This window comes from Sphingomonas dokdonensis (assembly GCF_002197685.1).
GTDB lineage: Bacteria > Pseudomonadota > Alphaproteobacteria > Sphingomonadales > Sphingomonadaceae > Sphingomonas > Sphingomonas dokdonensis.
The window spans coordinates 177,862-199,704 of record NZ_NBBI01000003.1; the positions used below are offsets into that span (position 1 = coordinate 177,862).

The window sequence follows — 21,843 nt, forward strand, 5'->3', positions numbered from 1 at the left end:
CCCATCCTCCCCCCTTGCTCCTAAAGGTCCGGCTTGAAACCTTCGGCCGGGGGCGAAATGACCGACAAGACCAGCAACACCATCCAGTTCTCCGAGCGCGAGGCGCTGCTGTTCCATTCCGAAGGCCGCCCGGGCAAGATCGAGATCATCGCCTCCAAGCCGATGGCGACCCAGCGCGATCTGTCGCTCGCTTATTCGCCGGGCGTCGCCGTGCCGGTACAGGCGATCGCCGACGATCCCGCCACCGCCTATGATTATACCGCCAAGGGCAATCTGGTCGCCGTCATCTCCAACGGCACCGCAATCCTCGGCATGGGCAATCTCGGCGCGCTCGCCTCCAAGCCGGTGATGGAAGGCAAGGCGGTACTGTTCAAACGGTTCGCCGACGTCGATTCGATCGACCTCGAGGTGAAGACCGAGGATGTCGACGCCTTCATCAACTGCGTCGAGCTGCTCGAGCCGTCGTTCGGCGGCATCAACCTTGAGGATATCAAGGCGCCCGAATGTTTCATCATCGAGCAGACGTTGCGCGAGCGGATGAACATCCCGGTCTTCCATGACGATCAGCACGGCACCGCGATCATCACCGCCGCCGGCCTCATCAACGCCTGCCTGCTGACCAAGCGCTCGCTGCGCGACGTGAAGATCGTGGTGAACGGCGCCGGTGCGGCCGCGATCGCCTGCACCGAGCTGATGAAGGCGATGGGCGTGCAGCATGACAATGTCATCATGTGCGACCGCACCGGCGTGATCTATCAAGGCCGCGAGGACGTGAACCAGTGGCAGTCGGCGCACGCCGCCGTCACCGAAGCGCGCACGCTGACCGAGGCATTGGTCGGTGCCGACGTGTTCCTTGGCCTCTCCGCCGCCGGCGCGCTGAAGCCGGAGATGGTGAAGGACATGGCGCCCGCGCCGATCATCTTCGCCATGGCCAACCCCGAGCCGGAAATCCGCCCCGAGCTAGCCAAGGAGGCGCGCCCCGACGCGATCATCGCCACCGGCCGCTCGGACTATCCGAACCAGGTCAACAACGTCCTCGGCTTCCCCTTCATCTTCCGCGGCGCGCTCGACGTGCGCGCCTCGGCAATCAACGACGCGATGAAGATCGCCGCGGCGCAGGCGATCGCCGAGCTGGCGCGCGAGCGCGTGCCCGAGGAAGTCGCCGCCGCCTATGGCGTGCAGCACGTCTTCGGCCCCGATTACATCATCCCCGCCCCGTTCGATCCGCGGCTGATGGAGATCGTCCCCGCCGCTGTTGCGAAGGCCGCGATGGACTCGGGCGTCGCGACACGCCCGATCCTCGACATGGAGGGCTATCGCCAGGTCCTGCGCGCGCGGCTCAACCCGACCACCTCGGTCCTCAGCCTCGCCTATGAGGGCGCGCGCGCGCATCCCAAGCGCGTGCTGTTCGCCGAGGGCGAGGAGGAAGTCGTCCTGCGCGCCGCGGTCAACTTCAAGGAAGGCGGCTATGGCATTCCGGTGCTCGTCGGCCGCGACGACGTGCCCGATCGCCTGCGCGCCATGGGCATCCAGAATCCCGAGGAATACGAACTGCACAACAGCCGCATCTCGCCGCTGGTGCCGCAGATGGTCGACTTCCTCTACAAGCGGCTTCAGCGCCGCGGCTATCTGCGCCGCGATTGCGAGCGCATGATCAACCAGGATCGCAACATCTTTGGCGCGGTGCTGCTGCAGATGGGTCATGCCGATGCGATGATCACCGGCATCACGCGCACCTGGGCGCAATCGATGCGAGAAGTGCGCCGCGTAATTGATCCGGAGGCAGGCCGCACGCCCTTCGGCATCCACGTCATGGTCGGCCAGAGCCACACCGTCTTCATCGCAGACACCACGATGAACGAGCGCCCCACCGCCGAGCAGATGGCCGACATCGCCGAACAGACCGCCGCGGTCGCCCGCCGCATGGGCCACGAGCCGCGCGTCGCGTTCTTGAGCTATTCCACCTTCGGCAATCCCAAGGGCACGTTCCTGGAGCGGATCCGCGACGCCGTGACCGAATTGGACAAGCGCAACGTCGGCTTCGAATACGAAGGCGAGATGACGCCGGACGTCGCGCTCAATCCCAAGCAGATGGCGAACTATCCCTTTGCCCGCCTGTCCGGCCCGGCCAACGTCCTCATCATGCCCGGCCTCCAGTCGGCGCACATCTCGGCCAAGCTCCTGCGCGAGCTGGGCGGCGACAGCGTTATCGGGCCGATGCTGATCGGCATGGAAAAGCCGGTGCAGATCGCCCCCATGACTTCAACCGCGGGCGACCTCATGACGCTAGCGGTGCTCGCCGCGGGCGGCATCGCACGCTGATCCGCAACGGGCGACCGCTTCACCCGAAGCGGTCGCCACGGATCCGTTGGTCCGGACTATCGCGTCGGCTCGCCGCAACCTTTCACCCGCTCCAGCCATTACCCCTTCGTTCCAAGGATTGAAGGAGGAAGCGATGCGGAAAGTTGCGTTGGCCGCGATCGGTGCGGCAACAATGGTCAGCGGGTGCATGGGCACCGGCCTGGGCGGTGGCTTGGGCGGCGGTGGCGGATACGGCTATTCGGGCTATGATTATAACCGCCCCGATCCCGCGTACGGCGGCTATGAGGCCGATCGCTATTATCGCGACGATGCCCGCTATCGTGAGCGCCGCCTGGGCACGAATGACCGCATCTATGCCGGCCGCGATGGCCGCTATTATTGCCGCCGCAACGACGGCACCACCGGCCTGATCGTCGGCGGCATCGCCGGCGGTGTGCTCGGCACGGCGCTTCGTCCGGGTGGCTCGGGCCTGCTCGGCGCGCTGCTCGGCGGCGCCGGCGGCGCGGTTGCCGGTCAGGCGATCGACAAGAACAACGTCCGCTGCCGCTAAGCAGCGACGCGAAACTCGCCGTGGCACGATCGTGCCGCGGCGGGCACGCCTCTGATTACCACGCCCGCGATTAACGCGAGCGACTTAAAACCCCCTTCCCTCCACGCGTTCGACAAGGCATCCTCGCCCGCGAGCGGCTGCAGACCGCAAGTGGAGAGCAGGATGAGCAAGCGAATCGCGGTGATCGGTGCGGGGATGGGCGGGCTGTGTGCCGCCATCAAATCGCGTGAAGCCGGCCACGACGTTACCGTCTTCGAACATGCCGATTCGGTCGGCGGCACCTGGCGGGCAAACCGCTATCCCGGCGTCGCGTGCGACGTGCCCGCGATCCTCTACCAGTTCAGCTTCGCGCCCAATCCGAACTGGAGCCACAATTACGCGCGCGGCCCCGAGATCCACGATTACACCAAAAGCCTGGTAGACCAGTTCGGCCTCCCCGACGTGCTGCGCCTGAACGAGGGCGTCACCCGGGCAAAGTGGGATTCGGGCGCGGGCACCTGGACGCTCACCACCGGAAAGGGCGCAACCGAAACGTTCGACGCGATCGTCCCCGCGCTGGGTCAACTCAGCCGGCCCTGCTTTCCCGAGATCGCCGGCGTGCACGATTTCGCCGGACCCAAATGGCATGCGGCCGAATGGGACGACAGCGTCGACCTGGCCGGCAAGCGCGTCGGCGTGATCGGCTCGGCCGCCAGCGCGGTGCAGCTTATCCCGGAGGTTGCCAAGGTCGCCGGCCACCTCACGGTGTTTCAGCGCACGCCCAACTGGGTCGTCCCGCGCAACGACAGCCGCGTCACGCCCGAGACAAAGGCGCTGATGGCCACCAACCTTGAAATGGCGATGAAGCTCGGCGCGTCGCAGCGCGCGATGATTTTCGACAATGCCGACAATTTCTTTTGGCAGGCGTTTAAATGGACGCCCGAGGGCCGCGCCGCCTTTACCCGCAATGCGCTCGACCATCTGGAGGAGCAGGTGCCCGACCCAGAGCTGCGCACGAAGCTCACTCCCGATTACCCGATCGGCTGCAAGCGCATCCTCATCACCGACGATTTCTACCCCGCGCTGATGCGCGACAACGTGACGCTCGAGACCGCCGGGATCCAGCAGATCGAGGCGCACGGCGTGCGCACCGCCGACGGCTTCCACGATCTAGACGTGCTGATCTTCGCCACCGGCTTCGAAACCACCCAATGGGATTGGTCGATGCAGGTGATCGGCGAGGAAGGCCGCACGCTCAAGGAAACGTGGAAGGAAGGCCCCGAAGCATATCTCGGCATCATGGTGTCGGGCTTCCCCAACATGTTCATGCTGTACGGCCCCAACACCAATCTCGGGCACAATTCGATCAGCTTCATGATCGAGCAGCAGGTCGGCTACATGCTGCAGACCCTGTCGGCGCTGGAGGCGGAGAAAGCCAAGGCCGCCAACGTCACCCCCGACGGCCAGCGCCGCTTCAACGAGCGCATTTCCCAGCTGCTTTCCAGCACCGTCTGGGCCGACCCGCACTGCCGCAGCTGGTACAAGGCCGCCAACGGCCGCCTGTACCAGAACTGGGCGGGCGACTGCGCCAGCTACGCCGAAGAAACCGCCGTGCTGGACCGTGAGGCGGTGGCATTGAGGTGATTGCTCGCGGCGCCCTTCGTCCGATCAGCAAGGGACCGGTGCAAGCATGATATCGACCGAAACAAAGCAAGACCAAGGACAACGTCAGCACTTCCGCCAGCAGTCAGTTACTAACTTGGTTCCAAGGCAAGGTAGCTGGCGGTGGTGTAGGCTATGCGTCTAGGTTGCAAGTTCATGATTGATCTCCACGACACAATCGACACCATCAAGCGGCATCTGGCTGAAGGGTCAAATCGGTCGCTGACTTATGCCGCGCTCGAGTGCCGCCTTGCTATTGAGCGTATCTGCTATGACCGACTGGCGCGAGCGCACGACTATATATCGCACGAGGAGGTTCGCAGTTGGCGGCCACATCACGTGATCAAGCTCATCGAGGAGGATGTCGATCCGCATGTCGCCTCAACCTACACTTTCAGCATCAGCACACAGCCTGCGTTGGAAGGCGAAGACCTGACGAAGAAGGATTACGTTACGGTCGGAACGCAGCAGGGCTTTGATGGCGCGCGCCTCGCTAAGCTCTGGAATGCGCTTTCGAATACCGCGCTGCATGTCTCGTTGCCAAAATCGAGCGGTGTGAGTGTCACGCAATTCGGCAGCGCCAGCGCGATCCGCGCCAAGGTCGAGCAGGCGCTTGGCGAGCTCGAACGCATTGCGACCGGAACCATGACTTCGAACGGCTTCGGTCCTGGAGTTTCGTTTACCTGCGAATGCGGTCAACTCGTCAAGCGCCGCTCCGACCAGCTGTCGGCGGGCAAGGTCATCCATTGCATCAACCCGGCCTGTAACGAAAGCTATAAGGTCAAAGTCGAGGACGATAGAATCAATTTCGATGTCCGAGCGGTACATGTGACCTGTATGTGCGGCGAGGAACGTCGGTTCCCGAAGGCGCCTCTTGAGAAACTGAGAGTGAACGAGATCGGCCGCTCGCATTGCTCCTGCGGTGCCGAGATCATCTTTTGCTGGAAGCTGTTCAGCGCCATTCACAATCCCGATGCGGCAAAGAGTGACCTAGGCTAGAAGCATCAATCAGGCCACGGAACGGCGCTTGCTTTCGCTTGCTCGATCCCCAAAGCTGCCTGGCAGCTCCCGGCCCGCATTAGGGACATAGCATCACGGCCAAGGCAACGCCTGCCTAAGCGGCATCATCGGCAACGCAAATGGCCGTTATTGGGCGACTCCTGCCACTCTCTCCATCGTCATTCCCGCGGAGGCGGGAATCCATAAGCTCTGGACCTCACGAGAGAAGCGGGCGCTGCGTCTATGAATTCCCGCCTTCGCGGGAATGACGGGGATTGGGCGGGAGCGGCCGTTACGTTAATCCGTTTACAAATAGCTTGCCGAACATTTCCCGTGTTCCAGTCACCGCCACCTCATCCGTCACTGACGCGCTCGATATCCGCGCCCACCGCCGACAGCTTTTCCTCCAGCCGCTCATAACCACGGTCGAGGTGATACACGCGGCTCACCGACGTCTCGCCGTCCGCCGCCAGCCCCGCGAGGATCAGGCTCATCGAGGCGCGGAGGTCCGTCGCCATCACCGGCGCGCCGGCCATCCGCTCCACGCCGCGCACCACCGCGGTTCGCCCGGTCACGGTGATGTCCGCGCCCATCCGCGCCAGCTCGGGCACGTGCATGTAGCGGTTCTCGAAGATCGTCTCGGTCAGCACGCTTGCGCCATCCGCCTTGCACAGCATCGCCATGAACTGCGCCTGCATGTCGGTGGCAAAGCCGGGGAAGGGCGCGGTCGTCAGCGTCAGCGGCTGGAGCGGCCCCTGCGCCGTCACGCGCACCGCATTCTTCGTCAGCTCCACCAGCACGCCGGCGTCGGACAGCGCCGACAGGGTTGCGCCCATGCTCTCGGCATCGATCCCCACCAGCTCCAGGCTGCCGCCGGTGATCGCCGCCGCGCAGGCATAGCTGCCCGCCTCGATCCGGTCGGGCATCACGGCATAGGTCGCGCCGTGCAGGCGATCGACGCCCTCGATCTCCAGCGTCTCGGTGCCGATCCCCTCGATCTGCGCGCCCATCGCGACAAGACAGCGGCACAGGTCGACGATCTCCGGCTCGCGCGCGGCATTCTCGATCCGCGACGATCCCTTGGCCGTCACTGCCGCCATCACCACATTCTCGGTCGCGCCGACCGAGACCACCGGGAAGCGATAGCGCCCGCCCGTCAGCCGGGCGACGCCGTTTGTCTTGGGCGCCCGCGCGGTGACATAGCCCGCGCTCATCTCCAGCTCGGCGCCGATCGCTTCCAGCGCCTTCAGGTGCAGGTCGATCGGGCGATTGCCGATCGCGCAGCCGCCCGGCAGCGATACCCTCGCCTCGCCCGCGCGCGCCAGGATCGGGCCGAGCACCAGGATCGACGCGCGCATCTTGCGCACGATGTCGTACGGCGCCTCGGTCGAGGTCAGTTGCCCCGCGCGGATCGTCATCACCCGGCCGAATTCGTCCGGGCGGGTGCCCTCGATCGCCGTGGATGCGCCAAGCTGGTTCAGCAGGTGGCCAAAGCCATCCACGTCGGCAAGCCGCGGCAGGTTGCGCAACGTCAGCGGCTGATCGGTCAGCAGGCCGCACGGCATCAGCGTCAGGGCGGCGTTCTTCGCGCCAGAGATCGGCAGCTTGCCCGACAGGCGGTTGCCGCCGCGAATAAGGATACGGTCCATCACGGCGCATTACCGGACGCTCGCCGCCACGCCAAGCGACAGAGGCGTAACGATGTTGATCGACTTTAATGCGCCCCCGCCCGACCCGCGACTAGCGGTAGATGCTTGATCCGAGGGGCAATCACGCGTGACCGTTAGTCGTTTTGTCGAGCGTCTCGGCGAATTCGTCCCATTGTGTGCAAGGGAGCAAGCCGCACTTGGGCGCCTGGAAGAACGCCAGCGCGTCGTGCGCCGCGGCGCCACCTTGGTGCGCGAACATGATGTGTCGACCGAATTGTGTATTCTGCAAAGTGGCATGATGATGAGCTTCGTCATCCTGGCGGACGGCAGCCGCCAGATCCTGCGCTTCCTGTTTCCGGGCGACCTCATATCACTGCCCTCGCTTGTTTATACGACAGCGCCCGAAACGGTGGCGGCCCTCTCCGACAGCGTCGTGTGCCCGTTCGACCGCGCGATGCTGGCGCAGCTCGCCATGCGACAGCCGCGGCTCTTTCTGGCGATGGTCGCGCTCGATCAGGCGGAACGGGTGATGCTCACCGATCGGCTGGCGGGTCTTGGCCGCACGTCCGCCAAGGCACGCGTCGCCTCCGTGCTGCTGCACGTGCGCGATCGCCTGCGCCGGTTCGACGGCACGGTGGGCGACAGCTTCGTGCCCGGACTGACGCAGGAGGAGATCGGCGATGCCACCGGGCTGACCGCCGTGCACGTCAATCGCATGCTGCGCCAGCTGGAGGAGGAGCAGTTGATCGCGCGCGAGTCCGGCCGCGTCACGCTGCTGGACGAGCGCAAGCTGATCCGCGCCGCCAATTACGTCGACCGGCTGAGCGCGATCGATCTGTCCTGGCTGCCCCCGGCGGCCTGAAGCCAGCGATCAGGCGGAAAGGCTGACCCGCGCACCGGCATGGCGCTCCAGCCGGCCGGCAAGCTCCAGTTCCAGCAGCACCATCTGCACCACCGCCGGCACAATCCCGGCCTGGCGGATCAGCTCGTCCACCGGCACCGGCACCGGCCCGAGCAGCGCGGTCACGATGCGCCGCGCGGCATCATCCGCATCGGCCGGCAACGGCGGTTGATAAGGCGCGGCGGGCGCCCGCACGAGCCGCGCGTCGAGCGGGCGGATCTGCTCCAGCACGTCCGCCGCGGTCTGGATCAGCGTGGCGCCGTCGCGGATCAGGAGGTTGCACCCTTGCGCCCTTGGATCGAGCGGGCTGCCCGGCACCGCCATCACCTCGCGCCCTGCCTCGTTGGCGAGCCGCGCCGTGATGAGCGAGCCGGACTTCGGCGCCGCCTCCACCACCACCGTGCCCTGCGCCAGCCCGGCGATGATGCGATTGCGGTGCGGGAAGTGCCGCGCGCGCGGCTCGGTACCGGGTGGCATCTCGGCGAGCAGCAGCGCCTCCTCGCCGATCCGCGCCTGCAGCTCGGCATTCTCCGGCGGATAGGCGACGTCGATCCCGCCCGCGATCACCGCCACCGTTGCCGCGCCGGCGCCCATATGCGCCGCCGTGTCGATGCCGCGCGCTAGGCCCGAGATGACGGTCGCGCCCTCGCACGCCAGATCGTGCGCCAGCCCGCGGGCGAAGCGGCACGCTGCCGCCGAGGCATTGCGCGCCCCGACGATCGCCACCGCCGGGCGGCTCGCCTCGGGCAAGGTGCCGCGCGCCGTCAGCACCGCCGGCGCATCGTCCAGCGCGGCCAGCAGCGCCGGATAGGCCGGGTCGTCGAGAAACAGATGCCGCGCGCCGAGCGCCGCCACCCGCTCGATCTCGCGCGCGATCACTTTGGAGTCGGCTGGTGTCGCGGCGCGTCCGCCGCCCCGTCGGGCAAGGTCGGGCAGCGCATCCAGCGCGGCGCGCGCGCTGCCGAACCGGCGCAGCAGTTGGCGATAGGTAACGGGGCCGACGCCTGCGGTGCGGATCAGGCGGAGCCGGTCGAACGCGTCGGCCGGCGGATCCGCATCAGCCACGCTTGCTGCCGATCCGCGGCTCCGCGCCCTCGATCAGCCGCCCGATGTTCTCGCGGTGCTTCCACACCACGATCAGCGCCAGCGCGAGCAGCAGCGGCACCAGGTCGAAGTGGCCGAACACCGCCGCCGCGACCGGCGCGCTCACCGCCGCCGCCATGCCCGCGACCGAGGAGATGCGCAGCACCGCCAGCAGCCCCAGCCAGACCACCGCATAGACCAGCCCCAACAGCGCATAGAGCGCCAGCACGATGCCCATCAGCGTCGCCACGCCTTTGCCGCCGCGAAACTTCAGCCACACGGGATAGCAATGGCCGACGAATGCGCCCGCCGCCGCGAGCAGCTCGTTGTCCAGCATCAGCGCGGCCGCAATCACCACCGCGCACCATCCCTTGGCGAGGTCGAGCAGCAGGGTCGCCGCCGCCAGCCCCTTGCGCCCGGTGCGCAGCACGTTGGTCGCGCCGATATTGCCCGAGCCGATCTGCCGCAGGTCGCCTGCGCCCGCCGCGCGGGTCAGCAGCACGCCAAAGGGGATCGATCCCAGCAGATAGCCGAGCAGCATCGCCGCCAGCGGCGACATCCAGACGATCTCCGTGTCCAGGACAATTCCTCCGTTGATCATGACGATAGCTCAATGATCGGGCGTTTTCCAACATACAAATCATGAACAGCGTGCGTCGCTATGTGACTGGCCCGGCCTTCCCTCCCGCGCGCCCTTTTCCTAAGCGGCGGCGATGCTTGATGCGCGGCCCATTCTGTTTTTCGATTCTGGCGTTGGAGGCCTTTCGATCCTTGCCCCCACCCGCCGCGCCGTGCCCCAGGCACCGATCGTCTATGTCGCCGATTCCGCCGGTTTTCCTTATGGCGTGAAGGATGAGGCGGAGATTGCCGGCCGCGTGCCCGCACTGCTCGGCCGGCTTGCCGAGCGATATGCGCCGCGGCTCATCGTCATCGCCTGCAACACCGCTTCCACCATCGCGCTGGCCGCCGTGCGCTATGCGCTGGACATCCCGATCGTCGGCACGGTGCCCGCGATCAAGCCCGCGGCGGCGCTCAGTCGCACGCGCACCATCGGCGTGCTCGGCACCGCGGCCACCGTCCGCCAGGCCTATGTCGACGATCTCGCCGCGCGATTCGCCGCCGATTGCCACGTCATCCGCCACGGCTCGGCGGCGCTTGTCACGCTGGCGGAGGCAAAGCTGCGCGGAGAGACCGTAGCGCCCGCGACGGTGCGCGATGCTGTCGCACCGATGCTCGCCAGCCCCGGTGCGGACAAGCTCGACACGGTTGCGCTCGCCTGCACGCACTTCCCCCTGCTCGCCGACGAGCTTGCGCTCGCGTTCGGCCCGGGCGTCACCTTTGTCGACGGCGGCCCGGGAATCGCCCGCCGCGTCGCGGATCTGACTCGCGGGCAGAGCTTTGCGCGCACCACGCCAGACGTCGCGGTGTTCACCGGCGCGATCGGTGCGGGGCTTGAAGAAACGCTGGCAAAGCACGGCTTTGGGCAGTGCATTCCGCTGTAATGCTGGTGGCTAGGCAGCGGCTCAGTGGCGCAAGCGATCACGCAAAACGGCTGAATCTTCTGGCAATGCCACTGACACGGGGGTAAGCGACGGGGCCATGTCCAATGACACTCTTGCGGCGCGGCCTGTCGATTACACGCGTGCCTTTTCGCAGGCGATCGATCGGCTCCATGCCGAAGGCCGCTACCGCGTGTTCATCGATATCCTGCGCAACAAGGGTCATTATCCCAGCGCGCGCTGCTTTGCCGGCCACAACGGCCCGAAGCCGATCACCGTCTGGTGCTCGAACGATTACCTCGCCATGGGTCAGCATCCCAAGGTGATCGCCGCGATGGAAGAGGCGCTGCATGACGTCGGCGCCGGATCGGGCGGCACCCGCAACATCGGCGGCAACACGCATTACCATGTCGATCTGGAGGCCGAGCTTGCGGACCTGCACGGCAAGGAAGGCGCGCTGCTGTTCACCTCGGGCTATGTCTCGAACGAGGCGACGCTGGCGACCTTGTCCAAGGTGCTGCCGGGCTGCATCATCTATTCGGACGAGCTGAACCACGCCTCCATGATCGCGGGTATCCGCAATGCCGGCTGCGAGAAGCGCGTGTTCCGCCACAATGATCTGGCGCACCTCGAGGAACTGCTCGCCGCCGACGATCCCGCCGCGCCCAAGCTGATCGCGTTCGAGAGCGTCTATTCGATGGAGGGCGATGTTGCCCCGATTGCGGCGCTCTGCGACCTTGCCGACAAGTACAACGCGCTCACCTATCTCGATGAAGTCCATGCCGTCGGCATGTATGGCGCGCGCGGCGGCGGCATTTCGGAGCGTGACGATGTCGCGCACCGGCTGACGATCATCGAAGGCACGCTGGGCAAGGCGTTTGGCGTGATGGGCGGCTATATCGCCGCGGACAAGACGATCATCGACGTCATCCGGTCCTATGCGCCGGGCTTCATCTTCACCACCTCGCTCTCGCCGGTGCTCGTCGCCGGCGTGCTCGCGAGCGTGCGTCACCTCAAGAGCTCGAGCGTCGAGCGCGATGGGCAGCAGGCCGCCGCCGCGCGCCTCAAGGCGATGATGACCGAGGCCGGGTTGCCGGTGATGCTGGGCGATACGCATATCGTGCCGGTGATGGTCGGCGATCCGGTAAAGGCGAAGAAGATCAGCGACGTGCTGCTCGCCGAATACGGCATCTACGTGCAGCCGATCAATTATCCCACCGTGCCGCGCGGCACCGAACGTCTGCGCTTCACCCCCGGCCCGGCGCACAGCGAAGCGATGATGCAGGAACTGACCGACGCATTGGTCGAGATCTGGGATCGCCTGGCGCTGCGCAAGGCCGCCTGACCGGCACCGCTACGTCACCCCGGCCGTGTGCCGGGGTCCACCGCGTCGCACACCTCTTTGCTGCGGATAAAGCCCGTCGCTGGCTGCTCGGACAACCCCGGCAAGACAGGGGCACAACGCCGCCTTTTCATCGCGCACGCGCTGCCCTCCCTACCACCCGTCATGCTGAACTCGTTTCAGCATCCATGGTTGGGCTTGATCCGCGGCGTATGAGTGCGCGGCGAGATGGATGCTGAAACAAGTTCAGCATGACGAGAAGGCGGCGAGTCAAACGCCCTCTCCATTCCCACTTCGACAAGCCGCACCTTAACCGGCTAGAGCGCGCCTCACGCAGCAAGAAGAGGGATGAATCATGCAGGCAGTCGGCGTAATCGGCGCAGGCCAGATGGGCGCGGGGATCGCGCAGGTGTCCGCGCAGGCCGGCTATCGCGTCCTCCTGACCGACGTTGACAAGGCGCGCGCCGAAGCGGGCAAGGCCGGCATCGCCAGGCAGCTCGACCGCGCGGTGGAAAAGGGCAAGCTGGAGCCGCAGGCGCGCGACCAGGCGCTGGAACGGATCGAGCCGATCGACGGCGTCCAGGGCATGTCGTCGTGCGGCCTCGTGATCGAGGCGGCGACCGAGCGCGAGGAGGTGAAGCGCACCATCTTCGCCCGCGTCGGCGAAGTTCTCGGACACCAGGCGATCCTCGCCTCCAACACCTCCTCGATCCCGATCACGCGGCTGGCGCAGGCCTCGCCCGACCCTGCACGCTTCATTGGCGTGCACTTCTTCAATCCGGTGCCCGTAATGGGCCTGATCGAGGTGATCCGCGGCCTCGCCACTGCCGACCAGACAGTGAAGACCGTCGAGACCTACGCCACCGCGCTCGGCAAGCAGGTGGTCCACGCCAACGACGCGCCCGGCTTCATCGTCAATCGCATCCTGATGCCGATGCTCAACGAGGCGTGCTTCGCGCTGGGTGAGGGCGTCGCCACGATCCGCGACATCGATCTTGCCTGCCAGCTTGGCCTCAACCATCCGATGGGGCCGCTGACGCTGGCCGATTTCATCGGCCTCGACACCTGCCTCGAAATCACCCGCGTCCTGTTCGAGACGACCGGCGATCCCAAGTTCCGCCCCGCCCCGCTGCTGGTGAAATATGTCGAGGCCGGCTGGTACGGCCGCAAGGTGAAGCGCGGCTTCTACGATTATTCCGTCGAGACGCCGGTGCCGACCCGCTAATCGCAAGCCGCCCTCGGCAAGACGCTCTCACGGGCGCGTCTTGCCGGCCACTGCTTGTATTGTTGTCGGTGCGGCCACACTTTGGCAGCATCGTTGCTAGCGCTTTGCCGGCGCGCCTTTCCTTTTGGCGCTGCTTCGGCTAAGCGCCCGCGCGCCCTTATCCGCAGAAAGATCGATTTTTTGGCGAAAGAAGAACTTCTCGAAATGCGCGGCCAGGTGGTCGAGCTCCTGCCCAACGCCATGTTCCGCGTCCGGCTGGAGAACGATCACGAGATCCTCGGCCACACCGCAGGCAAGATGCGCAAGAACCGCATCCGCGTGCTGGTCGGTGACGAAGTGCTCGTCGAGCTGACCCCTTATGATCTCACCAAGGGTCGGATCACCTACCGCTTCATGCCCGGCCGCGGCGGCCCCGGCCCGCAATAAGCGCCGGTCACACGATATGGGTGGGCCGATGCCCGCCGATCTGATCCTCGGCTCCGCCTCGCCCCGTCGGCTGGCGCTGCTTGCCCAGATCGGCGTTGTTCCCGCGCGTGTGGTCGCGCCCGAAGTCGATGAAACACCGCTGAAAGCGGAACGCCCGCGCGATTACGTCCTGCGCGTGGCGATGGCAAAGGCAGCTGCGGTCGCCCGTGCCGATGGCGAGGTGGTTCTCGCCGCCGACACCAGCATCGCCGTCGGCGCCCGCATCCTCGGCAAGCCCGCCGACGCGGCCGATCTCGTCCGCATGCTCCGCCTGCTCTCGGGCCGGCGCCACCATTGCCTGTCCGCCGTGGTCGTGATCGACGGCGCCGGCACGATGCGCACGCGCCTCTCCGACACGACGGTCGCGTTCAAGCCGCTGACCGATGCCGAGATCGCCGGCTATGTCGCCGGTGGAGAAGGCATGGGCAAGGCCGGCGGCTATGCCATTCAGGGCCGCGCCGAGGCGTTCGTGCGCCGCATCGATGGTTCTTACTCCGGCGTGGTCGGCCTGCCGCTCTTCGAAACGCGCGCGCTGCTGGCGACAGCGGGCGTCCTTCTTGGCTGAGTGGCTCTTCGAGGATGGGATCGGTGAGCAGCGCGCAGCGCTGATCGGTGACGATGGACAGATCCTGCGCGCGCGCATCGCCGTGGATGGCGCCGGCCCGCAGCCCGGCCTCGTCGCGCCCGCCCGCCTGATCGAGCGGGGGTTAGCTAGGCTCGACAGCGGCGAGGAGGTGGCGCTCACCCGCTCGGCACCCGGCGTCACGCTTGGCGCCGCCATCCGCGTCGAAATCACCCGAGCGGCGATCCCGGAGGTCGGTCGCCCCAAGCCGCCGCGTGGCCGCATCACCGACGCCGCTCCCCGCCCCGCCCCCACGCTGCGCGAGCGCCTGATCGACGCCCCGGTACGCGTCCTGCGCGCGCACGAGTCCGACGCGCTGGAGGCCGCCGGCTGGTCCGAGATACTGGAGGAGGCGCGCACCGGCGATATCGCCTTCCCCGGCGGCATGCTGCGGCTCTGGCCGACGCCGGCGATGACGCTGTTCGACGTCGATGGCGACCCGCCGCTCGACACGCTCGCCGTCCGCGCCGCCACCGCGGTCGCCGCTGCGATCGAGCGGCACGACATCGGCGGCTCGATCGGCATCGACTTTCCGACGCTCGCCGGCCGCGATGCGCGCCAGGCCGTCGCCGCCGCGATCGATTCGGCTCTGCCGCAACCCTTCGAACGTACCGCAGTGAACGGTTTCGGGTTCCTTCAGATCGTGCGGGCCAGAACACATCCATCCATGGCCGAATTGCTCCGGTCCGATCCCGTCGGCGCTGCGGCGCGGGCCATTCTGCGCCAGATCGAGCGCACGCCGCCCACCGCTTCGAACCGCTTCAGCCTGCTCCCCGCCGTCCGCGCAAGCATCGAGGAAAACCGCGCATGGATGGCAATGCTCGTGCAACGCACCGGCCGCACCCCCATATTCGACGCATGACCAGCACCTGCCCCCTCTGCGCGCAGCCGACCGACCCCGCCAACACGCCCTTCTGCTCGCGCCGCTGCAAGGATCGCGATCTTCTGCAATGGCTTGGCGAAGGATATCGCCTTCCCGGCACACAGATCGATCCAGATGGGCTGGACAGCGGCGCCACACCCGATTAGGGGGACCGCTCCCCGGCGATCCGTCGGTGTGCCCAGGTAGCTCAGTTGGTAGAGCATGCGACTGAAAATCGCAGTGTCGGCGGTTCGATCCCGTCCCTGGGCACCACTTCCTGTGATCGCAAAATGTCGACGCGCTGCGCTGCGCGAATTCAGCGACTTCGCTCAGGATGCGCGCAGATAGTCGATAAAGGCGCGCAGCGGCGGCGGCACCAGCCGGCGGCTCGGGTGATAGAGAAATGGCCCGGAAAAGGGCTGCCACCAGTCCGCCAGCACCGGCTCCAGCACGCCGCTTGCGAGATGCGGACGTAACCAGTCCTCGAACAGGTGCAGCACGCCGACACCGGCGATCGCCGCATCGACCGCGCAATCCATGCCGCCGCCGACACCCACGGTCAGCCGCGCCTTCGGCTCGATCCGCACCACCGCGCCATCACGCTCGAACTCCCAGGGCGCGGTGAGGCGACCGCTGGCGAATCGTCCGAGAATGCAGGCGTGGCCAAGAAGGTCGCGCGGATGCGCAGGCCGGCCATGGCGATCAAGATAGGCCGGCGCCGCGGCGGTCGCGAACCGCTGCAATCGGGGACCGATCGGCACCGCGATCATGTCCTGCTCCAGCCGTTCGTCATAGCGGATCCCCGCGTCGCAGCCGGCAGCCAGCGCATCGACGAAGCCGTCCTCGACGACAATCTCGACACGCACATCCGGATAGGCGGCAAGGAAGCCCGGCAGGATCATCGGCAGCACCAGCCGTGCCGCGCTGACGGGCACGTTGAGGCGCAGCGTGCCGCTCACCCCGTCGCGCAGCGCATCCACCGCCTGCAGCGCCGCCGCGACCTCGCCCAGCGCGGGCGCAAGCCGCTCGAGGAGGCGCGCGCCCGCCTCGGTCGGCGTCACGCTGCGGGTTGTACGGTGCAGCAGGCGGACGCCCAGCGCGGCTTCCAACCGGCGGACGGCGGCGCTCAGCGTCGACGCGCTCGCACCCGCCTTATGTGCCGCCTGGCGAAATCCACGCGCCCGGGCGACCGCTACAAACGCGTTCAGGTCGGCAAGATCGGGGTTCATTGTTCGGTTTCCTGCACAGCCCGTGCGGATCATGCCGGATTATCGCCGCAGCGGCCAATCCCTAGCTGGGCGGCGAAGGAGAAAGATCCATGACCAAGATCGATAAGGCAGGCAGCGTCACCCTCGGCGATCGCGCGGTGAAGCGCATGGGCTATGGCGCGATGCAGCTCGCCGGCCCGCACGTCTTCGGACCGCCCAAGGACCGCGATGCTGCGCTGGCGGTGCTGCGCACGGCGGTGGCGGAAGGCGTCAACCATATCGACACCAGCGACTTCTACGGGCCGCACGTCGTCAATCAGCTGATCCGCGAGGCGCTCTCCCCCTATCCCGACGACTTGGTGATCGTGACCAAGGTCGGAGCCGTTCGCGGCGAGGACGGCTCGTGGAATGCGGCACAGGAGCCCGGTCAGCTGCACGCGGCTGTCGAGGACAATCTGCGCAATCTGGGGCTGTCGCGGATTGAGGTAGTAAATTTCCGCATCCACCCCGGCCATCATGGCCGCGGCGATCACTCCATCGCCCGCAGCTTCGAGGCGATGGCCGCCATGCAGGCGGAAGGACTGATCCGCCATCTGGGGATCAGCAACGCCACCGCCAGCCAGGTGGCGGAAGCCCGCGCGATCGCGCCGGTCGTATGCGTGCAGAATCAGTACAACCTCGCGCATCGCGAGGACGACGCGCTGATCGATGCGCTTGCTGCCGACGGAATCGCCTACGTGCCCTTCTTCCCGCTCGGTGGCTTTACCCCGCTCCAATCCTCCTGCCTGGACGCGGTGGCGCAGCAGCTTGGCGCCAGTCCGATGCAGGTCGCGCTTGCCTGGCTGCTGCGGCGCTCTCCCAACATCCTGCTGATCCCCGGCACCTCGTCGGTCGCGCACCTGCGGGAAAATCTCGCCGCGGCCACGCTCGATCTGTCAGCCGAGGCGATGGCAACCCTCGACGCGATCGGCAGCAGCAGCGACCGCGCATAGATCGCACCCACAAGGCGGCGAAAAGACAGGCGCTTTCGCTCCGCCCGCTAGCCAGCAGCCAGCGTCGCCGCCTGCTCCCGCTTTTCCGGGCGAATGTAGATCGAGGAAAGCTGCGGGAACGAGGCGCGCAGCTGATCCTCGATATTCTCGATGATCTGCTCGGCCTCACCCATCGTTACCGCGTCGTCGAAATCCGCACTGATCGCGACGAACACCTGCTTGGGCGCTGTGTGAATCGTTCGCACATGGTTCACCGCCGAAATCGCCGGATGCGCCGCGACGATCTGGGCGATGCCGCCGACCAGCTTCGGGTCCGCGCGCTCACCGATCAACAGTCCCTTGGCTTCCCGCGCCAGGAATATCGCAACAAATGCCAGGATCGCCCCGATGACGATGGAGGCCAGGCCGTCGATCCGCGGATCCGCGAAATAGTGGCTCGCCCACACGCCAGCCCCAGCAACGATCAACCCGGCGAGCGCCGCCGAATCTTCGAACAGGACGGTGAAGGTCGCGGGGTCCTTCGAATCCTTGACCGCTTGCCACCACCCAGCATCGCCCTTTGCCGATCCGAACTCGCGCAGCGCGATCATCCACGATGTGCCCTCCAGGGCAAAGGCGATCGCCAGCACGATATAATTGATAAGCGGCGATTGAAGCGGCTCCGGCGCCGACCAATGCAGCCAACCTTCATAGATCGACACGACGGCGCCGACCGCAAAGATCAGAATGGCGACGACAAACGCCCAGAAATACAGCTCGCGGCCATAGCCGAAGGGATGCAGCGCGTCGGGAGGGCGCTTGGCTCGCCGTTCGCCGTAGAGCAGCAGCACCTGATTGCCACTGTCCACCACCGAATGGATGCCTTCGGTCAACATGGCGGTCGAGCCGGTGATGGCGGCCGCGACGAACTTCGCCACCCCGATCGCCAGGTTCGCAGCAAGCGCTGCCCAGACGACGATGTTGCGCTGACCGGCGCCTGCTGTGCTCATTGCGCCAGCCTAGCCGCCGCGCCGATCGATAGCGACCGCAAACGGCGCGGCGGCGTTCGCCGACCGATTCAACTTATCTCCACACGGCGCGTTGGTGGTGCAGGTACAGGAGACCGCAGATGACCCCGACCCTTATTCCGGGCAACGAGCCCGATCCCGGCGATATGTCGGCCGACCCCAACATGCCCGTGCCGACGGATCCGGCCGACGAGCATGGCCTGCCGGACGACGAAGCCGAGCATCTGGGTGACTTTGCATGATCGCGGGCGCGCAGCGATGACCGATCCGGATCAGCAGCAGCCCGGCGAGGCCGATCAGGCCGCCGCGATGGAAGAGGCGCAACAGGAAGCCGCCGTGCAACGCGAAACCGACGGCGGCTATCAGTAACGTCGGGACACTTAAGCGGCACGCCCACTGTCGCGATGCGCCCTCAGACCGTCTGGTTCAGCGGATCAGGCGCAGGCACACGGGCGAACGGCCCTGCCGAGCTTGGCCGCGGACGGCCTCGGCCATCCGGCGGCGGATCTGCTGCAGGCGTCCGCTTTCCTCATAATCAACGATATGGGCAAAATGCCCGCCATCGAAAAAGGCGAGCTCTGAATAACCTGGAATAACAGCTCCTTCGCCGGCGTGACGGGTAGGCAACTGACGCGTCGACGCTCTGTTCCGCCCGAACCGTCTGCGATCAAGCCAGCACGGCTCAAACGCGCCGAAAGTGCGCCGACCCGGGCACCGCGGCACCACCCCTCGGGAAAATACTGGCGGCCTGACAGGCTCTGACCGTGCTGGCACCACCAGCAATCGCAAAGCGCTGTTTCCACCATTATGGCTCTTGTCGCGCCGCCAGTCGGCTGACCTGCCCTACGCTTGCTGACAAAGCAGCGATTACGCATTTACCATAGCGGGGTCGGGAAAGGGGCGCGCGGATGAAGCATCGTCGTGAGATCGACGGGCTGCGAACAATCGCCGTCCTGCCGGTCCTGTTGAGTCATGCCGGCGTGTCGCTCTTCGCGGGCGGCTTCGTCGGCGTCGACGTGTTCTTCGTAATCAGCGGCTATCTCATCACCGGCATCATCCTGGCGGAGATGGACGAGCGGCGTTTCTCCATCCTGCGCTTCTACGAGCGGCGCACCCGACGCCTGCTGCCCGCTCTGTTCGTCGTCATGGCCACCTGCCTTCTCGCCGGCTGGTTCCTGATGAGCGCCGACGCCTATCAGAACCTCGGCCAGAGCATCGTCGCCACCACCTTGTTCTCGAACAACATCCTGCTCACCGTCACCAGCGGCTATTGGGACATGGAGTCGCAGTTCAAACCGCTGCTCCACACGTGGAGCCTGGGGGTAGAGGAGCAATATTACATCGTCGTGCCACTGCTTTTGGCACTGGTGCATCGCTTCTTTCGTCGTCACGTGCCGCTCGCCCTCGCGCTCGTCGGCATCGTCAGCTTCGCGCTCAGCCTGTGGAGCATGCGCGCGCACCCGGTGGGCAATTTCTACTTGCTGCACACCCGCGCTTGGGAACTGGCGGCGGGCGGCTGGGCCGCGACGATCCGCGCGCCCGAGGATCGCCCCGGCTCGGACGCCCTGTCGCTGCTCGGCCTAGCCCTTATCGCAGCCGCGGTGCTCGCGCTGCCGGAGGGATCGGCCTCGCCCTCCCCGGCGATCCTGATGCCGGTTGCGGGCACCGTGCTGATCCTGCTGTATTGCCGCAGGGGTCTCGCGTATCGCCTGCTCGGCTCCCGTCCGATGGTCGGCATCGGCCTCATCAGCTACAGTACCTATCTCTGGCATCAGCCGCTGTTCGCCTTTCTGCGCATCGCCAGCAGCAGCCGGCCTGCGACCTGGCAGTTCGTGGCGCTGATCCCGGTCGCGCTCGCCCTCGCGTGGGCAAGCTGGCGCTTCGTCGAGCGCCCGTTCCGCAGCAAGGCCATGCCCTTCCGCACCGTCGCCGCCATCCTGCTGCCCGCCGCGCTGGCGCTGCTGGCAGTCGGCGCGCTGCTGCACCTGCGCGGCGGGCTGCCGGGTCGCTTCGACGTCGCGCCGGGCGCCGATCGGCCGGCCACGTTCAAGCAATACAACATGCGCGTGGTCGACCTGAAGGTCGATCGCTTCGCGGCAGGCGCAGACAAACGCGCACTTATCCTCGGCAACAGCACCGGGCGCGATGTCGTCAACATGGCGCGCGAGACCGGCGCACTGCCCGGCTATGCGATCGTGTACCGGGACGATCTGGACCTATGCGACGGGCCAGCGCTCAGCGCATGGAAGCGCGCGCTGGTCGAGGCTGCGACGCTCGTGGTGCTGGTGTACGATCACAAGCCGCGCAACACCTGCAGCGGCTGGCAATTGGCGCAGCGCCCAGACCTTTACGGCAAGATCGTCTTCGTCGGCCCCAAGGATTTCGGGATCAACCTGAACCCGTACGCCCGCCTGCCGCTCGCGCAGCGGCCGCGCGCACAAGTGCCGCTGTCAGACATCGCGCTCACCGCCAGCCGCCAGTATCGCGCAATCACCCCGCCGACGCTCTATGTGGATGTGATCGCCGCTTTATCGCGCGACGGTCGCCACGTGCCCGTCTACGACCGGCAGGGCCGCATCCTCAGCGAGGATCGCGTCCACGTCACGCGCGCCGGCGCGCGCTTTGTCGGGCAGCGCATCTTTCAGACACCCGCCTGGCAGCACGTCATCATGCGAGTGGAAGGCGCCAAGCGATAAGCGCGGCCCCGGCGCTCAGCCGGACCTCTTCGCCTTCGCCCCCGCCAGCGCGGACAGCACGCCGCGCATCGTGCGCACCTCCTGGCTGGACCAGCCCGGCTTGGTCAGCAGGGTACGCAAGGTGCGCTGCGTGGTCGGCTTGCGATCGGGCGGAAAAAAGAAATTCGCCTGCACCAGCATGTGATCGAGCTGCGCGATCATGCCTTCCAGCTCCTCCTGCGGCGCGGGTGGATCCAGCACCACTTCGGGCGGCGAGGCGAGCGCTTCGCCCTTTGACCATTCATACGCCACCAGGATCACCGCCTGCGCCAGATTCAGGCTGCCGAACTCGGGGTTGATCGGCACGGTCAGGATCTCGCGCGCGAGCGCCACGTCGTCGGTTTCCAGCCCCGATCGCTCCGGCCCGAATAGGATCGCGCTGCGCCCGCTCGCACTGCGCATCTGCCCGGCGGCCTGCTCGGGCGTCACCACCGGCTTGGTCACGCCGCGTTTTCGCACCGTGGTGGCATAGACATGCGGGCAATCCGCGACAGCCTCGGCCACCGTGTCGAACACCCGCGCATCGGCGAGCACCACGTCTGCGCCCGACGCTGCCGGTCCCGCGGCCGGGTTGGGCCAGCCATCGCGCGGCGCGACCAGCCGCATTTCCGTCAGCCCGAAATTCAGCATGGCACGCGCCGCCTTGCCGATATTCTCGCCAAGTTGCGGCCGGACCAGCACAATGACAGGCGGCAGGGAAGCTTCAGCAGTCATGCGATGCGCCTATCCGGCGAATGGGGG

Annotated in this window: 21 protein-coding genes and 1 tRNA gene; 16 read left to right on the top strand and 6 right to left on the bottom strand. The window is 66.6% G+C overall.

The features are described 5' to 3' along the window. Positions 1 to 57 precede the first annotated feature (57 nt). From SPDO_RS09295 to SPDO_RS09310, 4 genes are all read left to right on the top strand, one after another. Positions 58 to 2,322, top strand: a complete 2,265-nt coding sequence (locus SPDO_RS09295) for an NADP-dependent malic enzyme (RefSeq protein WP_088367209.1) — start codon at positions 58 to 60, stop codon at positions 2,320 to 2,322. 133 nt (positions 2,323 to 2,455) lie between these two features. After that, complete coding sequence (locus SPDO_RS09300; RefSeq protein WP_211280036.1) at positions 2,456 to 2,872, top strand: hypothetical protein; 417 nt, start codon at positions 2,456 to 2,458, stop codon at positions 2,870 to 2,872. A 162-nt stretch (positions 2,873 to 3,034) separates the two neighbouring features. Then, positions 3,035 to 4,495 carry a flavin-containing monooxygenase gene (locus SPDO_RS09305; RefSeq protein WP_088367210.1) on the top strand — a complete coding sequence of 487 codons (1,461 nt, stop codon included), beginning with the start codon at positions 3,035 to 3,037 and terminating at the stop codon, positions 4,493 to 4,495. A gap of 174 nt (positions 4,496 to 4,669) precedes the next feature. Continuing rightward, positions 4,670 to 5,512, top strand: a complete 843-nt coding sequence (locus SPDO_RS09310) for a hypothetical protein (protein ID WP_088367211.1) — start codon at positions 4,670 to 4,672, stop codon at positions 5,510 to 5,512. A 353-nt stretch (positions 5,513 to 5,865) separates the two neighbouring features. On the opposite strand, the gene murA is transcribed toward SPDO_RS09310, so the two are convergent. Next, positions 5,866 to 7,161 (bottom strand): UDP-N-acetylglucosamine 1-carboxyvinyltransferase, encoded by a 1,296-nt coding sequence (gene murA, locus SPDO_RS09315; RefSeq protein ID WP_088367212.1) that lies wholly within the window; start codon positions 7,159 to 7,161, stop codon positions 5,866 to 5,868. Between the two features lie 127 nt (positions 7,162 to 7,288). Here murA and SPDO_RS09320 point away from each other — a divergent pair, with 127 nt between their 5' ends. After that, the gene (locus tag SPDO_RS09320; RefSeq protein ID WP_088367213.1) at positions 7,289 to 8,023 is read left to right on the top strand and encodes a Crp/Fnr family transcriptional regulator; all 735 of its coding nucleotides are present in this window, start codon (positions 7,289 to 7,291) and stop codon (positions 8,021 to 8,023) included. Between the two features lie 9 nt (positions 8,024 to 8,032). On the opposite strand, the gene dprA is transcribed toward SPDO_RS09320, so the two are convergent. Together dprA and plsY are read right to left on the bottom strand one after the other, a co-directional pair. Beyond that, positions 8,033 to 9,127: a DNA-processing protein DprA gene (gene dprA, locus SPDO_RS09325; RefSeq protein WP_088367214.1), complete on the bottom strand. Its 1,095-nt coding sequence runs from the start codon at positions 9,125 to 9,127 to the stop codon at positions 8,033 to 8,035. After that, positions 9,120 to 9,746: a glycerol-3-phosphate 1-O-acyltransferase PlsY gene (gene plsY, locus SPDO_RS09330; protein WP_425441944.1), complete on the bottom strand. Its 627-nt coding sequence runs from the start codon at positions 9,744 to 9,746 to the stop codon at positions 9,120 to 9,122. Before plsY ends, dprA begins: the two co-directional genes overlap by 8 nt. 112 nt (positions 9,747 to 9,858) lie before the next feature. Here plsY and murI point away from each other — a divergent pair, with 112 nt between their 5' ends. The 8 genes from murI (at position 9,859) to SPDO_RS09370 (ending at position 15,433) form a co-directional block, all read left to right on the top strand. Continuing rightward, a complete protein-coding gene (gene murI, locus SPDO_RS09335) occupies positions 9,859 to 10,647 on the top strand; it encodes a glutamate racemase (protein WP_088367215.1) in 789 nt (262 codons plus the stop codon). Positions 10,648 to 10,744: 97 nt separating this feature from the next. Next, positions 10,745 to 11,989 (top strand): 5-aminolevulinate synthase, encoded by a 1,245-nt coding sequence (gene hemA, locus SPDO_RS09340; protein ID WP_088367216.1) that lies wholly within the window; start codon positions 10,745 to 10,747, stop codon positions 11,987 to 11,989. Positions 11,990 to 12,341: 352 nt separating this feature from the next. After that, positions 12,342 to 13,211 carry a 3-hydroxybutyryl-CoA dehydrogenase gene (locus SPDO_RS09345; RefSeq protein ID WP_088367217.1) on the top strand — a complete coding sequence of 290 codons (870 nt, stop codon included), beginning with the start codon at positions 12,342 to 12,344 and terminating at the stop codon, positions 13,209 to 13,211. A 180-nt stretch (positions 13,212 to 13,391) separates the two neighbouring features. Continuing rightward, the gene (gene infA / locus SPDO_RS09350; protein WP_026325702.1) at positions 13,392 to 13,637 is read left to right on the top strand and encodes a translation initiation factor IF-1; all 246 of its coding nucleotides are present in this window, start codon (positions 13,392 to 13,394) and stop codon (positions 13,635 to 13,637) included. 28 nt (positions 13,638 to 13,665) lie between these two features. Beyond that, positions 13,666 to 14,241, top strand: coding sequence for a Maf family protein (locus SPDO_RS09355; protein ID WP_088367478.1), 576 nt, complete (start codon positions 13,666 to 13,668; stop codon positions 14,239 to 14,241). Further along, positions 14,234 to 15,160 (top strand): ribonuclease E/G family protein, encoded by a 927-nt coding sequence (locus SPDO_RS09360; protein ID WP_088367218.1) that lies wholly within the window; start codon positions 14,234 to 14,236, stop codon positions 15,158 to 15,160. The genes SPDO_RS09355 and SPDO_RS09360 overlap by 8 nt, the downstream gene beginning before the upstream one ends. After that, positions 15,157 to 15,327, top strand: a complete 171-nt coding sequence (locus SPDO_RS09365) for a DNA gyrase inhibitor YacG (RefSeq protein ID WP_088367219.1) — start codon at positions 15,157 to 15,159, stop codon at positions 15,325 to 15,327. The genes SPDO_RS09360 and SPDO_RS09365 overlap by 4 nt, the downstream gene beginning before the upstream one ends. A gap of 30 nt (positions 15,328 to 15,357) precedes the next feature. Further along, positions 15,358 to 15,433: transfer RNA gene (locus SPDO_RS09370), tRNA-Phe, on the top strand. A gap of 56 nt (positions 15,434 to 15,489) precedes the next feature. Here SPDO_RS09370 and SPDO_RS09375 read toward each other — a convergent pair. Further along, complete coding sequence (locus SPDO_RS09375; RefSeq protein ID WP_088367220.1) at positions 15,490 to 16,389, bottom strand: LysR family transcriptional regulator; 900 nt, start codon at positions 16,387 to 16,389, stop codon at positions 15,490 to 15,492. A gap of 89 nt (positions 16,390 to 16,478) precedes the next feature. On the opposite strand from SPDO_RS09375, the gene SPDO_RS09380 reads away from it, so the two are divergent. Further along, on the top strand, positions 16,479 to 17,360 hold the full coding sequence (locus SPDO_RS09380) for an aldo/keto reductase family oxidoreductase (RefSeq protein WP_088367221.1): 882 nt from the start codon (positions 16,479 to 16,481) through the stop codon (positions 17,358 to 17,360). 47 nt (positions 17,361 to 17,407) lie between these two features. Here the strand turns inward: SPDO_RS09380 and SPDO_RS09385 are convergent, their stop codons facing one another. Further along, positions 17,408 to 18,349, bottom strand: coding sequence for a cation diffusion facilitator family transporter (locus tag SPDO_RS09385; protein ID WP_088367222.1), 942 nt, complete (start codon positions 18,347 to 18,349; stop codon positions 17,408 to 17,410). 119 nt (positions 18,350 to 18,468) lie between these two features. Here SPDO_RS09385 and SPDO_RS16825 point away from each other — a divergent pair, with 119 nt between their 5' ends. Together SPDO_RS16825 and SPDO_RS09390 are read left to right on the top strand one after the other, a co-directional pair. Further along, entirely contained in the window at positions 18,469 to 18,609 is a 141-nt protein-coding gene (locus tag SPDO_RS16825) for a hypothetical protein (RefSeq protein WP_158212171.1), read from the top strand. 666 nt (positions 18,610 to 19,275) lie between these two features. After that, the gene (locus SPDO_RS09390) at positions 19,276 to 21,063 is read left to right on the top strand and encodes an acyltransferase family protein (RefSeq protein WP_088367223.1); all 1,788 of its coding nucleotides are present in this window, start codon (positions 19,276 to 19,278) and stop codon (positions 21,061 to 21,063) included. Positions 21,064 to 21,078: 15 nt separating this feature from the next. Here the strand turns inward: SPDO_RS09390 and SPDO_RS09395 are convergent, their stop codons facing one another. Then, the gene (locus SPDO_RS09395) at positions 21,079 to 21,816 is read right to left on the bottom strand and encodes an RNA methyltransferase (RefSeq protein WP_088367224.1); all 738 of its coding nucleotides are present in this window, start codon (positions 21,814 to 21,816) and stop codon (positions 21,079 to 21,081) included. Between the last annotated feature and the right edge of the window lie 27 nt (positions 21,817 to 21,843).

Bases quoted from the DNA above. Each gene is read 5' to 3' on its own strand.
- SPDO_RS09295 (WP_088367209.1), top strand. From the start codon at position 58: ATGACCGACAAGACCAGCAACACCATCCAGTTCTCCGAGCGCGAGGCG.
- SPDO_RS09300 (WP_211280036.1), top strand. From the start codon at position 2,456: ATGCGGAAAGTTGCGTTGGCCGCGATCGGTGCGGCAACAATGGTCAGC.
- SPDO_RS09305 (WP_088367210.1), top strand. From the start codon at position 3,035: ATGAGCAAGCGAATCGCGGTGATCGGTGCGGGGATGGGCGGGCTGTGT.
- SPDO_RS09310 (WP_088367211.1), top strand. From the start codon at position 4,670: ATGATTGATCTCCACGACACAATCGACACCATCAAGCGGCATCTGGCT.
- murA (WP_088367212.1), bottom strand. From the start codon at position 7,161: ATGGACCGTATCCTTATTCGCGGCGGCAACCGCCTGTCGGGCAAGCTG.
- plsY (WP_425441944.1), bottom strand. From the start codon at position 9,746: ATGATCAACGGAGGAATTGTCCTGGACACGGAGATCGTCTGGATGTCG.
- murI (WP_088367215.1), top strand. From the start codon at position 9,859: ATGCTTGATGCGCGGCCCATTCTGTTTTTCGATTCTGGCGTTGGAGGC.
- hemA (WP_088367216.1), top strand. From the start codon at position 10,745: ATGTCCAATGACACTCTTGCGGCGCGGCCTGTCGATTACACGCGTGCC.
- SPDO_RS09345 (WP_088367217.1), top strand. From the start codon at position 12,342: ATGCAGGCAGTCGGCGTAATCGGCGCAGGCCAGATGGGCGCGGGGATC.
- SPDO_RS09355 (WP_088367478.1), top strand. From the start codon at position 13,666: ATGCCCGCCGATCTGATCCTCGGCTCCGCCTCGCCCCGTCGGCTGGCG.
- SPDO_RS09365 (WP_088367219.1), top strand. From the start codon at position 15,157: ATGACCAGCACCTGCCCCCTCTGCGCGCAGCCGACCGACCCCGCCAAC.
- SPDO_RS09375 (WP_088367220.1), bottom strand. From the start codon at position 16,389: ATGAACCCCGATCTTGCCGACCTGAACGCGTTTGTAGCGGTCGCCCGG.
- SPDO_RS09380 (WP_088367221.1), top strand. From the start codon at position 16,479: ATGACCAAGATCGATAAGGCAGGCAGCGTCACCCTCGGCGATCGCGCG.
- SPDO_RS09385 (WP_088367222.1), bottom strand. From the start codon at position 18,349: ATGAGCACAGCAGGCGCCGGTCAGCGCAACATCGTCGTCTGGGCAGCG.
- SPDO_RS16825 (WP_158212171.1), top strand. From the start codon at position 18,469: ATGACCCCGACCCTTATTCCGGGCAACGAGCCCGATCCCGGCGATATG.
- SPDO_RS09390 (WP_088367223.1), top strand. From the start codon at position 19,276: ATGAAGCATCGTCGTGAGATCGACGGGCTGCGAACAATCGCCGTCCTG.
- SPDO_RS09395 (WP_088367224.1), bottom strand. From the start codon at position 21,816: ATGACTGCTGAAGCTTCCCTGCCGCCTGTCATTGTGCTGGTCCGGCCG.